The sequence below is a fragment of the Bradyrhizobium sp. LA6.1 genome, from assembly GCF_040547805.1.
Lineage (GTDB): Bacteria > Pseudomonadota > Alphaproteobacteria > Rhizobiales > Xanthobacteraceae > Bradyrhizobium > Bradyrhizobium barranii.
The window spans coordinates 387,614-401,076 of record NZ_JBEPQK010000002.1; the positions used below are offsets into that span (position 1 = coordinate 387,614).

Genomic DNA, 13,463 nt, shown 5'->3' on the forward strand with positions numbered 1-13,463 from the left:
CCGACATGATCAGAAATACCAGTAACGGCTGGGGCAGCGTTTCCCGGTGGCTGCACTGGATTTTGGCGCTGGCCATCCTCGCCATGATCGGCTTCGGCTGGTGGATGAACCACATCCCGGCGCGTCCCGACCGCTTCTTTTACCGCTCGATCCACGCCGATATCGGCTATGTGATCCTGCTGCTGACCGTGCTGCGCCTGGTCTGGCGCGCCGTCAACCCGACGCCCGCGATGCCGCCTGAAACCTCGCGCTGGCAGAAGATCGCGGCCCATGTCAGCCACGGCGCACTCTATCTCGTGGTCATCCTGGTCGCGATGCTGGGCTGGGCGCATTCCGGCGCGCGTACGCCTGATTATTCCGACTTCGTCGGCCTGTTTCACGTGCCGCAATTCACCTCTCCCGACCGTGCGGCGGCGGGCGCCTATGAGGACCGCCACATCCTCTTTGCCTATGTGCTGCTGGCGCTGATCGCGATTCACGTGGTCGCTGCGCTCTGGCACCACTTCATCCGCCGCGACCGCGTCGTGGCGCGGATGGTGACGGACGAGGCGGGGTAGGGCGGTCCCTCCACGTCGTCATTGCGAGCGCAGCGAAGCAATCCAGAGTCTTTCCGCGGTGGCAGTCTGGATTGCTTCGCTGCGCTCGCAATGACGGGTTAAGATGCGGACATCACGGCAGGTCCAACTCACGGTCGCAGGAGACGCCATGCTCACCGTCCATCATCTCGGCAAGTCGCAATCCGAGCGCATCGTCTGGCTCTGCGAGGAACTGGGAATTCCCTACGAGCTGAAGCGCTACGCGCGCGATTCCGTCACCATGCTGGCGCCGCCCGACTACAAGGCGCTGCATCCGATCGGGAGTGCGCCCGTGATCACCGACGGCGACCTCGTGCTCGCCGAGTCCGGCGCCATCGTCGATTACGTCATGGCCAAATACGGCGATGGGCGCCTTGCGCTCCGCCCTGATCATCCCGATTTCGCCCAGTTCCTGTACTGGTTTCACTTCGCCAACGGCACGCTGCAGGCCGGCATGGGCCGGCTGATGATCCTGAACCGGCTCAAGCTCGCCGAGGACAATCCGATGCTGGCCGCGAGCAGAGGGCGTACCGACCGTGCCTTCGACCTGGTCGATGCGCGCGTCCGCGACGCCGAATATCTGGCGGGCGACACCTTCACCACCGCCGACATCATGATGGGCTTCTCGCTCACCACGATGCGCTACTTCCAGCCCTATGACCTGTCGCGCTGCCCGAGTGTGATCAAATATCTCGGCCGCGTCGGTGCCCGCCCGGCCTACCGGCGCGCGATGGAGAAGGGCGATCCGGGAATGGCGCAGCTGCTGAGCTGAGCCGCGGCGCCGGTTCACGCGATCCGGTTCGTGGTCGTTGACCGCTCGCTCGCCAGCTGCTTCTGCAAGCGATCGATGTTTTGCAGCAGGCGCTGGCTGGTCAGCACCAGGAAGTAATAGCCGAACTGCGGGTCCTGAAAATAGATCTCGAGCAAGCGGTCATAGGTGATCGTCAGCACCTGTCCGTCCTCGACGCATTCGATCGTCCCGGTGCGCCGGTTGTCCGGCGTGAGGAAGCCGAGCTCTCCCATGAGAGCTCCGGGCCCGATCTCCACATTGATCTCCTTGACCAGGAACTTGCCGGTGACCGTGAGGAGCATCTCCTTGGCGGGATCGCCCAGTTTGAAGAGCGTATCGCCACTGCGATATCTGCGCTCGGTCATGAACGGCTTGAGCCACTCGATCGACATGTCGCCTTCGGCCGCATGGCGCGCCTTCTTGACGAGCTTGAGCATCTGCCGCAGGCGCAGGGCGTTGATCGGAAGCAGCAGCAGATAGAGGAGGAAGGTCGAGACGTTGGCCGAGAGCGCGCCGAAGACGGCGAAGAACGCACAGCCGACCATGTTGGCGACGCGCAGCGGCACCATCGTCCGCATCAGGAGGGTGGCGACGAAGAAGCCGGCACCGACCGCGGCGAACAGATTGGCCAGCGTGATGTTTTGGACAAAGATCTCCAGCAACCGGTTGAAGATCGCGTCGTAGGTGACGTTGTTGGGATCGAGGCCCATCTGGACCAGGATCTTTGCGATCCTGAGGTTGTCCGTCGCCGCATCCAGAATGCGGTCGAGGATCGAGGAAATGTCTGCGCTGCCGGACGGCATGTACTAACCCCGCGTAAGGCCTTCAGTCCTGGTCGGTATGCTCGACACGTATAGCCGAAATCGAATGACGACCGCTTGAAATGAAGCCTTCGGCCGCCATGCCGCAAGAGGCAAATTTTAGCCTGATCGGGCGTTTCGGCAATTGCCCGTTGGTTGTGCGCATGGCCGTCGCGCGCCCGTGATTCGGGGCCCCCGGGGCGCGGGCTTCGGCGTCGTCGACCGTGGCGCCCCGGCGGGGAGGGGGCGCAGGGCGACCAGCCCTTACGGCTTGGCGGCGGGCTGCACGACCTGCTGCTCGACGAGGTCGAGGTGCCCCGGCAGCGAACCGGCGCGCAGCAGCATCGCGACGCTATTGGCTTCCTCCAGGGTGAAATTGCCGGAGATCTGGCCGGAGCCGCCGGTGATGGGCTCGCGGATCACGGGGGCGGAGATCACCTTGCCGTCGAGCACGATGGCGAAGGGCCTTCCGATGTTCTCTTCGGTGACGTGGGCAAAGCGCCGCGTGCCGCGGCCGTTGAAGCGGAACGAGGCGATCGGGTCTTTCGTGCCGCTGGCAAATCCCGGGCCGGCATAGCTGATGTCGTCGCCGTCGAGCGCGCTGTCCCTGGCGACCAGGTAATGGCGCTCGTCCTTGAAGCCGGGCAGGACTTCGGTGCCCGTGGGCGGCGTGCCGGATTGCGCCTGCTCCGCCGGCATCGAGAGGTCGATCAGGCGGAAGCTGACCTTGACCTTCCTGGCGAAGACCGCGGTCACGCGGGCGGGCTCCATCATGCCCGGGATGAAAATGCGGATGCGATCCGTGCCATCCGGCAGGACGCTGGCGAGGTTGATGCCGGCATCCTTGAGGCGCTGCTCGATCATGGCGATGGAATCTTCGACGAGATCGCGCAGCCGGGCCGCGGATGCGGCATCGGTCGGCGCGAGCCTGACCAGTCCGTCGCCGCTATCGGTCACCTTGAGCGCATGCGATGGCAATCCCTCCGCGGCCGACGCGAGCTTGCGTGCGAGCTGTTCGCGGCCCTTGGCATCCGCGATCTTCACCTCCACGCCGGCGTCGCGGATCGCAAGACCGGAGAAGGCGATCTTGCCCTCGCGCAGGGTCTTGTAGACATCGTCGCGCAAATCCGTGACGACGCTCTCGCGCAAGCCGTCGGTATCGACCCTGTAGACGATGCGCGAGCCGCCCAGCTTCTCCATCTTGTCGGCGACGAAGGCGGCGATCCTGGCACGCATCTTGTCGAACTGGCCGTCCTCGGCGAGTGCCGCGCGAGGCAGGATGACCGCCGAAGTCATGATCGCCGAAGTCACGGCGAGCGCGACAATCAGCCGTGTGATGCGGTGCCGCGGGGGCGTAGTCATGATTTCCTCAAGTCTTGCGGCAGGACGCTGGCAGGGGAGTCCGATGCATGTTCTTGGTCCCCCGATCGGGCGGGGAGGTTCAATGGCCTTGAATACGAGTGCTACGACCGTAGCCGTTCGGCCATGGACGAACGCTCAATCATCCATCATTCTGTCGGCGCTCGACCGGCTATCGGCCGAGGCCTCGCCGACCAAAATGTCAAAAGACAGGGGGCGGGGAAATGCATCTGAGGGAGGACGGAATTCCATGGCGGGCATCCACGCGCTCGATCGGTTCATCGGCAACGACTATCCGGACTTCGCGACGGACGCAGAGGTCCGGGCCTTCGAGCAGGTCCCTTACGCCGATCGCGTCGCGGCCGAGAGCACTTATGACGCCATCAGGCTCGGTGCGGCGCGCAACCCCGACGGGGCCGCGATCCAGTTCCTGCAAAACGCCGATCCGGCCGACACGCCGCTCGTGGTCACCTATCGCGATTTCGTCGCGCGCGTCACGCAGGCCGCCAACATGTTTCACGCGCTCGGCGTCGAGAAGGGCGACGTCGTCAGCTTCATGCTGCCGCTGGTGCCCGATGCCTTCGTGACGCTGTTCGGCGCCGAGGCCGCGGGCATCGCCAATCCCGTCAATCCGCTGCTCGAGCCGCACCAGATCGCGGAGATCCTTGAGGCCGCGAACACCAAGGTCCTGGTTGCGCTCGGGCCGATGCCGGGCACCGACATCTGGCAGAAGGTCGAGCAGATCCGCCCGCAGCTGAAACATCTCAAGGCGGTCGTGCAGGTGTTCGGCGGAGGCGATCCGGACAAGGGCATCTTCGCCTTCAACGACCTGATCAAGCAGCAGCCGTCCGACCGGCTTATCAGCGGGCGCAAGATTCTGGGTGGCGACATCGCCGCCTATTTCCACACCGGCGGCACCACCGGCACGCCGAAGCTCGTGCGGCACACCCACGCCAATCAGGTCTATCAGGCCTGGGCGCTCAATCTGCTGCTGAAGTCGAAGCCCGGCGCCAACATGCTGTTCGGCATGCCGCTATTCCATGTCGGAGGATCGCTGACGCAGGTGCTGCTGACGCTGTCCGCCGGCGGCTCATTGGTCGTGCTGTCGCCGAGCGGCTGGCGCAACCCGAATTCGGTGAAGAACATCTGGGGGCTGGTGGAGCGCTTCAAGCCCGAGGCGCTGTCGAGCGTGCCGACGGTGCTGGCGGCGACGCTTGCGGTGCCGCCAGGCAATGCGGACATCTCCAGCCTGAAATATGCCGCCGGCGGCGGCTCGGCGATTCCCGTCGCCGTCGGCTCGGCGATCCAGGAGAAGCTGAAGCTGCCGGTGGTCGAGGTCTACGGCATGACCGAGACCTCGAGCGTGCACACGCTCGCTTATCCCAGCCGGCCGATCCGGCTCGGCTCGGTCGGTCTTCCCATGCCTTACGCGCGCGTGCGCATCGTGCAGCTCGATGCCGACGGTCGCCTGATCCGCGACTGCGCAGCCGACGAGATCGGCGTCGTCATCATGGCCGGGCCCGGCGTGTTCGGCGGCTATCTCAACGACGAGCACAACAAGGGCGCGTTCGTCGACGAGGTCTGGGTCAACTCCGGCGACCTCGGACGTCTCGATGCCGACGGCTACCTCTGGATCACCGGCCGCGCCAAGGATCTCGTGATCCGCGGCGGCCACAATATCGATCCGGCGCCGATCGAAGAGATCATGTTTCGCCATCCCGCCGTCGGCTTCGCCGCCGTGGTTGGCCAGCCCGACGCCTATGCGGGCGAGCTGCCGGTCGGTTACGTGCAACTGAAGCCGGGCGCGACCATTCAGCCGGGCGAGCTCGAGTCGTGGGTGCGCGAGCGGACGCCGGAGCGCGCCGCCGTTCCAGTGCAGGTCATTCCGATCGACCCGATGCCGGTCACGGGCGTCGGCAAGGTGTTCAAGCCGCAGCTGCGCTGGGACGCCGCGCAGCGGGTGTTCACCAAGGTGCTGTCGCCGATCATCGCGCGCGGCATCGACTGCAAGGTGAAGGTCGGCGCGCATGGCAGCCACGGCTCGATCGCCACTGTGACGCTCGCGGGCCTGCCGGCAGACCAGCGCGAACTCGTCGCTGGCGAGGTGCACACGCTGCTCGATCCGTTCGTGATGCGGCACGAGGTGGTGCAGGCGTAGGTAAGGGCACGCGAGGCTTGCGCGCCTCGCCGCGAGCGCGCATCATCCTCTCAAAAAATGGGGGGAAGCCGATGCCTGAACTCTCTCGCCGCCATCACCTTCAACAATTGTCGGCCGTGTTCGGATCCGCTGCGCTGTCCGGATTGTCACGGCCGGTATGGGCGTCAGAGCCGGACATTCCGCCGGAGGGCATCGGCAAGGGCATCAAGCATATCTCGTACAGCGACGTCGGCGGCCGGCCCGACACCGTGCAGGTGATGTTCAACCGGCAGCACGTCTATGTCGGACACATGTTCAGCGACGGCGTGACGATCCTGGACGCGTCCGATCCGCGCGCACTGAAACCGGTCAATTTCTTCACTGCCGGGCAATACACCCGCACCCACCATCTGCAGGTGGCGGAAGACCTGCTGCTGCTTGCGAACGGCGCCAACATCGTCGCGATGCAGTCCTACGACAGCATGCGCGGCTATTTCGAGAATTCGCTCGCCGACAGCATCACCAAGGCCAAGAAATTCCGCTCCGGCCTGTCGATCCACGACATCTCGAAACCGGGCGAGATGCGCGAGGTCGCGTTCCTCGAAATGCCGGGCTTCGGCATCAACCGGCTGTGGTGGCCCGGCGGCCGCTATGCCTATGTGTCGGCGCATTTCGACGGCTTCACCGACCACATCCTTTGCGTGGTCGATCTCAAGACCATCACCAAGCCGGAGATCGTCGCGAAATGGTGGCTGCCGGGCATGAACCGCGCGGCCGGCGAGCCGGCGACGCCCAAGGGCAAGCGCTTTGCGCTGCATCACATGATCACGGCGGGCGATCGCGGCTATGCCGCCTGGCGCGACGGCGGCTTCACCATCCACGACATCGGCGATCCCGCCAATCCGAAGCTGCTCTCGCACATCAACTGGTCGCCGCCCTTCGCCGGCGGCACGCATACGCCGCTGCCGCTGCCGAAGCGTCAGCTCGCCATCGTCGCGGATGAAGCCAATGCGGATCAATGCGCCAAGGGCCTGTTTCATACATTCGTGCTTGACGTGCGCGCGCCGCAAAATCCGGTGCCGATCGCGACGCTGCCGACGCCACGCGATCGCGACTTCTGTGCGAAGGGCACCTTCGGTCCGCATAATCTGCATGAGAACCGCCCCGGCTCCTTCCAGAGCGAGGAGACGATTTTCGCGACCTACAACAATGCCGGCGTCAGGGTGTTTGACGTCAGGGATCAGTTTGCGCCGAAGGAGATCGCGTATTGGGTGCCGCCGGTACCGAAGAAGCTGATCGATCCCCGGCCGAACGTCGCGCTCGCAGCCAAGACCTGCGATTCCTATGTCCGGCCTGACGGGCTGATGTTCGTGTCGGACTGGAATGCCGGAATGCACGTGCTGCAATATCAGGGGTAATTGCCGCGCAGCGGGAGTCGGCGACTTGTCCACCGTGGCCACCTCTTCCGATCGGGCGACGCCTCGCCGTTACCCGCGGATCGCCGCATTGGCCCTTTCGGCCGCGCCCATCATCGCATCCTTGGCCGATTTCGCCCCGTTGACCACTTCATTCACGCCGATCATGAAGGCGTCCAGGATCAGTCTCGATTGCGGATGGAAAAGAATCGCCTTGGCGCGGTCGACGTCGGCATTCTGCAAATTGATCAGCGCCGCCTCGGCGGCCTGCGAACCGAACGCCTTCCTGAAGCCCTCGCTCGACCAGGCCGACACGCGTGTCGTCGCCAGCCCTGCTGCAGCAGTCTGCAGCGAGGTCGCCTTGCTCGTCGCCCAGAGCAGGAACAGGAAAGCCGCGCGCTTGTTTCGCGATTTGGAATTGATGCACGCCTGCCAGTGCGACATGAAGGGGACGGGGCCGCGACCGGCGAGATGCGGAAAGGTTGCAAACCCGGCCTGCTTGGCGACACGGCTTTTCGCTGGATTGGAAATGTCGGTCGCGAAGTTGCTGCTGTCGATCGCCATGGCCGTCCGCCCCTGCAGGAAGTCGTCCAGCACGTGGTACCATTCGTAGCTGCCGACGCCGGCAGGCCCGGCCTGACCGAGCAACTGTCCGTACATCTCGACGGCCGCGATCCCCTCCGGGCTCGCGAAAACGACCCTGTTGTGCTCGACCATGGCCCCACCGTAGGAGAACAGGAAGCCCATGGCTGGCGGGGAGGAATTGCCGCTCGCCTGGGCCCGCATCGCGATCCCCGACATCCCGTTGCTCTTGACCGCCTTGGCGGTGACAAGCAGCTCGTCGAAAGTCTGGGGTACCGGCTGGTCCTTGGCTGCCAGCGCATCGCTGTTGATGAACAGGGTCGTCGCCTCTGAGGTAATCGGGACCGCGTACCGTTCGCCGTCCGACCACAGCGGGAAGGCGCGGGCCGTCTTGAGCAGGTCGCTCTCGTCATACCAGGCGGGGTCGGTCAGCGACTTCATGGAATAATAGCCGTTCAGTGGCTCCACCCATCCGTTCGTGATGCCCTGGCCATAGGTCGTGAACATGAAGACGTCGGGCGTGCTACTGCCGCGAGCGAGCCTGATCGGCAGCGCGCCGAGGTAGGTGGTTTCCAGCTGGAAATCGATGGTGACGTTGATGCCGGTGAGGATGGTGAACTCCGGCAACAGCGGCGCGATCGCGTTCGACCACGGATGGATCGCACCCGAAAGTGCGATCGTCTGTCCCGCAAATTGCTTCCAGTCGATCGCGGCGTTGGCGTTAGCCGCAGCGGAATCCTCGGCAAAGCCCCATCGCGGCAGCGCGGTCAGGCCCGCGCCAGCCGCCCCCAGTCCCTTGATGAAACTGCGGCGGCTCGCCGGATGGCTCAATGAGTTTTCACCCTGTGCCATGATGATGCTCCTTGAATTAACCAAGGGCATTCATCCATAGCACACGCACGGTGCCGCAGTCCTGCGACATCACGGCCCGACCTCTGGCGTATCCGATGAATGTCGGGTTCCCGACCTCCTTATCCGTGCTATTGTCCCATCATGCTCTGGCGTCGGCACCAGAACACGCGCGGTCACACGAGCATCGAAGACCCACGGCCAATGTCCGTTCCTGTTCGGGCCCTGCCTCTGCGATGGTTTGCTCGTCCGCTGATCCTTGCGGTCGCAGTGCTTGTGACCCTGTTTGCCGCGACCAGCTTCCTCGGCCTGCAATATTGGCAGGAGCGGCAAGCAGCTCATCACTTCATCGAGCATAGCCGCCAGGTCCTCGAAACGCTTGATCGGCTGCGGGCGATCGTCGCGGAACTGGAGACTGAAAGGCGCGGGTATCTCATGACCCTCGACCCCGCCTATCTCAAGGCCTACGGCGTCTCTGACGAAAGCGTACGGCGCGAGGCTCAGGCGCTGCAGATGTTGGTGGCGGATGATCCGTTGCAGGGCCTTCGGGCCGGACATCTGGCGCTGACCGTTACAGCCACGCTGCGCGAGATCGACGAGCTGCTGAAGACGGCCGGCACGTCCGGGCTGGCCGCGCTGGCAATGATCCGCAGCATGGACGAGATCCGCTCGCAAATCGACCAGATGGTGGATCACGAGCGCTTTCGGCTCGCCGGCCGGGAGGCGCGCGCAGAAGCATTCGAGCAACGCTGGACCTGGCTGATCGCCGGCGCCGTTGTCCTCGTCGTCGCGCTGGCCGCAGCGGCGCTGGCGCTCGCGCGGCTCGAAGCGAAACGGCGGCGGGAGGCGACCGAGGAGAACATCCAGCTCCAGAGTGATCTTGCAGCACGGGATATCAAGATCAGGCGCCTGTTCGATGCCAACATCATCGGCATCATCATCTGGGAAGTCGAGGGGCGCATTCTCGAGGCCAACGATGCCTTCCTGCGCATCGTGGGATACGACCGGGAAGATCTCGCCGCAGGGCGCCTGCATCGGACCGACCTCACGCCGCCGGAATGGCGCGACCGCGACTTGCAGACCGTGACGGAACTGAAGCGGGTCGGGACGGCCCAGCCATTCGAGAAGGAGTATGTGCGGAAGGACGGAAGCCGCGTTCCGGTGCTGATCGGTGGGACCATGTTCGGAGAAGGTACGGATCATGGCGTCGGCTTCGTCCTCGATCTGACGGCTCTCAAGCGGGCGGAAGCCGAAGGCCGCGAACACGAGCGGCGCTACCGTGAAGCGCTGATGGAGCTCGCGCACGCCAATCGCGTCACCACGATGGGACAGCTAACCGCTTCGATCGCCCATGAAGTCAATCAGCCGATCGCCGCGATCGTGGCGAACGCCGAGGCCGGGCTGAATTGGCTGGAGGCGCGACCGCCAAACCTGGAGCGGGTTCGACAGACCCTCGACTGGATCACCGGTGATGGTATGCGAGCCGGCGACATCATCGGCCGGATCCGGGCGCTCATCAGGAACGCGCCCCCGCAAAAGGAGACCCTGGAGATCAACCCGGCGGTGCTTGAGGTCATCGCGCTGACACGCAGCGAAGCGTTCAAGAACGGCGTCTCGGTGCGAATGCAATTTGCCGAGGGCTTGCCGCCTATACAGGCCGACCGGGTTCAAGTTCAGCAAGTGGTGCTCAACCTGATCGTCAACGCGATCGAGGCGATGGCCGCGGTCGGCGAGGGGGGACGGGAGTTGCTGATCAGCACCGGTCGGGATGCATCCGACGGCGTCCACGTCACCTTGCGGGATTCCGGTCCGGGGCTGGATCCGAAGAACGTGGATCGCCTGTTCGAAGCCTTCTACACCACCAAGCCCACAGGCATGGGGATGGGTCTCGCCATCTGCCGCTCGATCATCGAGGCACATGGCGGGCGGATGTGGGCCGGCGCAAACGAGCCGCGGGGCGCCTTCTTCCAGTTCACCCTGCCTCTCGCCTCAGACGAGACCGCATCTCGCCCGCTGGAGGCGGATGAGCCAACGGGCCAACGCTCTGCGGCTCGATGATGGGCTCCGCGTGGCGTGGCCCTTTGGCGCGAATGGCGCCGGGGCCACGATTGCAGCGAAGCGGCGCTAACCCGCCGGCATCCGCGTCTCCACCAGGCGCGCCCAGTAGGAGGCGCCGTGGCCGAGGATGTTGTCGTTGAAGACATAGGCCGGGTGGTGGCACTCGTTGCCGTCGCCCATGCCGACCAGGATCATCGCGCCGGGACGTGCTTCCAGCATGAACGAGAAGTCCTCGGCGCCCATCATCGGGATGAACTTGTCGTTGACGCGCTCGGCACCGACGATGTCGCGGGCGACGTCGGCGGCGAGGCCGGCCTCGCGCGCATGGTTCATCGTCACCGGATACATCCGCGTGTACTTGGTCTCGGCCGAGCCGCCATAGGCGCGGGCGACGCTCTCGGCGACCTCGCCGATGCGGCGCTCGACGAGATCGCGCACTTCAGGATCGAGCGTGCGGACGGTGCCGCCAAGCTCGGCGACTTCAGGAATGATGTTGAAGGCCGTGCCGGAGTGGAATTGCGTGATCGAGATGACGGCGGACTTCAGCGGATCGACGTTGCGCGCGACGATCGACTGCAGCGCGTTGACGATCTGCGAGCCGATCAGCACGCTGTCGACGGATTTGTGCGGACCGGCGCCGGCGTGGCCGCCCTTGCCGTGGACGATGATCTGGATGTTGTCGGACGAGGCGAGCATCGCGCCGGGCGTCGTTGCGAAATGGCCTTCGGGCAGGCCCGGCATGTTGTGCATGCCGTAGACCTCCTGGATGTTCCAGCGCGTCATCAAGCCGTCTTCGACCATCGCCTTGCCGCCGCCGCCGCCTTCTTCCGCAGGCTGGAAGATCATGATCGCGGTGCCGTCGAAATTGCGCGTCTCGGCGAGATATTTGGCGGCACCGAGCAGCATGGCGGTGTGGCCGTCATGGCCGCAGGCGTGCATCTTGCCGGGGACCTTGGAGGCGTACGCGACGCCCGACGTCTCCATGATCGGCAGCGCGTCCATGTCGGCACGCAGCCCGATGGTCTTGCCGGAGGCCGACTTGCGGCCGCGGATCACGCCGACGACACCGGTCCGGCCGATGCCCGTCACCACCTCGTCGCAGCCGAATTCGCGCAAGCGATCGGCGACGATGCCGGCGGTGCGATGAACCTCGTAGAGCAGCTCCGGGTTCTCATGGAAGTCATGGCGCCAGGCGGCCATTTCGTCGGACAGGGCGGCAACGCGGTTGACGATGGGCATGAGGGGATCCGTTTCTTGTTCGTGGGGTGGGTTAGCGTAGCGTAACCCACCGCCTTGTCACGAGGAATGGTGGGTTATGCCTCGGCTAACCACCCTGCAGTTTCTACGGACGCGCGCTCAGCTCTCGCCGAACACGCGCTTGAAGATCGTGTCGACATGCTTGAGGTGATAGCCGAGGTCGAACTGCTCCTCGATCTCGGCGTCGGTGAGATACTTCTTCACTTCAGTGTCCTTCTTCAGGAGCTGGAGGAAGTCGCCTTCGCCGCGCCAGACCGGCATCGCGTTGCGCTGCACGAGCTTGTAGGCGTCCTCGCGGCTTGCGCCCTTCTGGGTCAGCGCCAGCAGCACGCGCTGCGAATGCACGAGGCCGCCGAGGCGGTCGAGGTTCTTCTGCATGTTGGCGGGATACACCAGCAGCTTGTCGATCAGGCCGGCGAGGCGCACCAGCGCGAAGTCGAGCGTCACGGTCGCATCCGGGCCCATCATGCGCTCTGCGGAGGAGTGCGAGATGTCGCGCTCGTGCCAGAGCACGACGTTTTCCAGCGCCGGCGTCACATAGGCGCGCACCATGCGGGAGAGGCCGGTGAGGTTTTCCGACAGCACCGGGTTGCGCTTGTGCGGCATCGCGGACGAGCCCTTCTGGCCTTCCGAGAAGAACTCTTCGGCCTCCAGCACCTCGGTGCGCTGCATGTGGCGGATTTCCACCGCGATACGCTCGACCGAGGAGGCGATCACGCCAAGCGTCGAGAAATACATCGCGTGGCGGTCGCGCGGGATGACCTGCGTGGAGATCGGCTCGGGGACGAGGCCCATCGCCTTGGCGACGTGCTCTTCGACACGCGGGTCGATCTGCGCGAAGGTGCCGACGGCGCCGGAGATGGCGCAGGTCGCAACTTCCTTGCGCGCCGCGATCAGGCGCTCCTTGGCGCGTGAGAATTCGGCATAGGCATAAGCGAGCTTGAGGCCGAAGGTCACAGGCTCGGCGTGGATGCCGTGGCTGCGGCCGATAGTCGGCGTCATCTTGTGCTCGAAGGCACGCTTCTTCAGCGCGGCCAGCACCTTGTCGAGATCGGCGAGCAGGAGGTCGGCGGCGCGGGTGAGCTGGACGTTGAGGCAGGTGTCGAGCACGTCGGAGGAGGTCATGCCCTGGTGCACGAAGCGCGCTTCGGGGCCGACGATTTCGGCGAGGTGGGTCAGGAAGGCGATGACGTCGTGCTTGGTCTCGCGCTCGATCTCATCGATGCGGGCGACGTCGAAAGTGGCGTCCTTGGCCTTGGCCCAGACCGTCTTGGCGGCCTCCTTGGGGATGGTCCCGAGCTCGGCGAGGGCGTCCGCCGCGTGCGCCTCGATCTCGAACCAGATCTTGAACCGGGTCTGCGGCTCCCAGATCGAGGCCATTTCCGGGCGGGTATAGCGGGGGATCATCAGACTGCTCCAGGAAGGTGGGCGGGCGGCCCAAGGGGGCGGCGACCGGCCAAAATGCTTTTTACGCCGTGATTTAGCAGAGCGGGCAGGGCGAAACAAACGATCTGGACCCCAGGCGAGGGGGATCGGCGAGCTATCCACCGCCCCCGGAACTAGGCCGAGGAGACGCCGCCCGCAAAAATTAACTGTCAATCACGGATCATTGACTGACAGATATTGAAATCTGTCAGCGAG

General features: G+C 64.8%; 10 protein-coding genes. 5 read left to right on the plus strand and 5 right to left on the minus strand.

The annotated features are described in order from the left end of the window. Positions 1-5 precede the first annotated feature (5 nt). Both ABIB99_RS05405 and ABIB99_RS05410 read left to right on the plus strand, forming a co-directional pair. The gene (locus ABIB99_RS05405) at positions 6-557 is read left to right on the plus strand and encodes a cytochrome b (protein ID WP_354175009.1); all 552 of its coding nucleotides are present in this window, start codon (positions 6-8) and stop codon (positions 555-557) included. 148 nt (positions 558-705) lie between these two features. Continuing rightward, positions 706-1,347, plus strand: coding sequence for a glutathione S-transferase family protein (locus tag ABIB99_RS05410; protein ID WP_354175010.1), 642 nt, complete (start codon positions 706-708; stop codon positions 1,345-1,347). 14 nt (positions 1,348-1,361) lie between these two features. Here the strand turns inward: ABIB99_RS05410 and ABIB99_RS05415 are convergent, their stop codons facing one another. After that, entirely contained in the window at positions 1,362-2,168 is an 807-nt protein-coding gene (locus ABIB99_RS05415; protein ID WP_071912420.1) for a Crp/Fnr family transcriptional regulator, read from the minus strand. A 261-nt stretch (positions 2,169-2,429) separates the two neighbouring features. Then, the gene (locus tag ABIB99_RS05420) at positions 2,430-3,527 is read right to left on the minus strand and encodes a SecDF P1 head subdomain-containing protein (protein ID WP_354175011.1); all 1,098 of its coding nucleotides are present in this window, start codon (positions 3,525-3,527) and stop codon (positions 2,430-2,432) included. A 247-nt stretch (positions 3,528-3,774) separates the two neighbouring features. On the opposite strand from ABIB99_RS05420, the gene ABIB99_RS05425 reads away from it, so the two are divergent. Together ABIB99_RS05425 and ABIB99_RS05430 are read left to right on the plus strand one after the other, a co-directional pair. Beyond that, positions 3,775-5,682 (plus strand): acyl-CoA synthetase, encoded by a 1,908-nt coding sequence (locus ABIB99_RS05425; protein WP_354175012.1) that lies wholly within the window; start codon positions 3,775-3,777, stop codon positions 5,680-5,682. A gap of 71 nt (positions 5,683-5,753) precedes the next feature. Next, positions 5,754-7,079, plus strand: coding sequence for an LVIVD repeat-containing protein (locus ABIB99_RS05430; protein WP_354124515.1), 1,326 nt, complete (start codon positions 5,754-5,756; stop codon positions 7,077-7,079). 69 nt (positions 7,080-7,148) lie between these two features. On the opposite strand, the gene ABIB99_RS05435 is transcribed toward ABIB99_RS05430, so the two are convergent. Next, the gene (locus ABIB99_RS05435) at positions 7,149-8,510 is read right to left on the minus strand and encodes an ABC transporter substrate-binding protein (RefSeq protein ID WP_354175013.1); all 1,362 of its coding nucleotides are present in this window, start codon (positions 8,508-8,510) and stop codon (positions 7,149-7,151) included. Positions 8,511-8,711: 201 nt separating this feature from the next. Here ABIB99_RS05435 and ABIB99_RS05440 point away from each other — a divergent pair, with 201 nt between their 5' ends. Then, positions 8,712-10,565: an ATP-binding protein gene (locus ABIB99_RS05440; RefSeq protein ID WP_354175014.1), complete on the plus strand. Its 1,854-nt coding sequence runs from the start codon at positions 8,712-8,714 to the stop codon at positions 10,563-10,565. Between the two features lie 66 nt (positions 10,566-10,631). Here the strand turns inward: ABIB99_RS05440 and ABIB99_RS05445 are convergent, their stop codons facing one another. Then, on the minus strand, positions 10,632-11,804 hold the full coding sequence (locus ABIB99_RS05445) for a M20 aminoacylase family protein (RefSeq protein ID WP_354175015.1): 1,173 nt from the start codon (positions 11,802-11,804) through the stop codon (positions 10,632-10,634). Between the two features lie 117 nt (positions 11,805-11,921). Then, a complete protein-coding gene (gene purB / locus ABIB99_RS05450; RefSeq protein ID WP_014494164.1) occupies positions 11,922-13,229 on the minus strand; it encodes an adenylosuccinate lyase in 1,308 nt (435 codons plus the stop codon). Positions 13,230-13,463 lie beyond the last annotated feature (234 nt).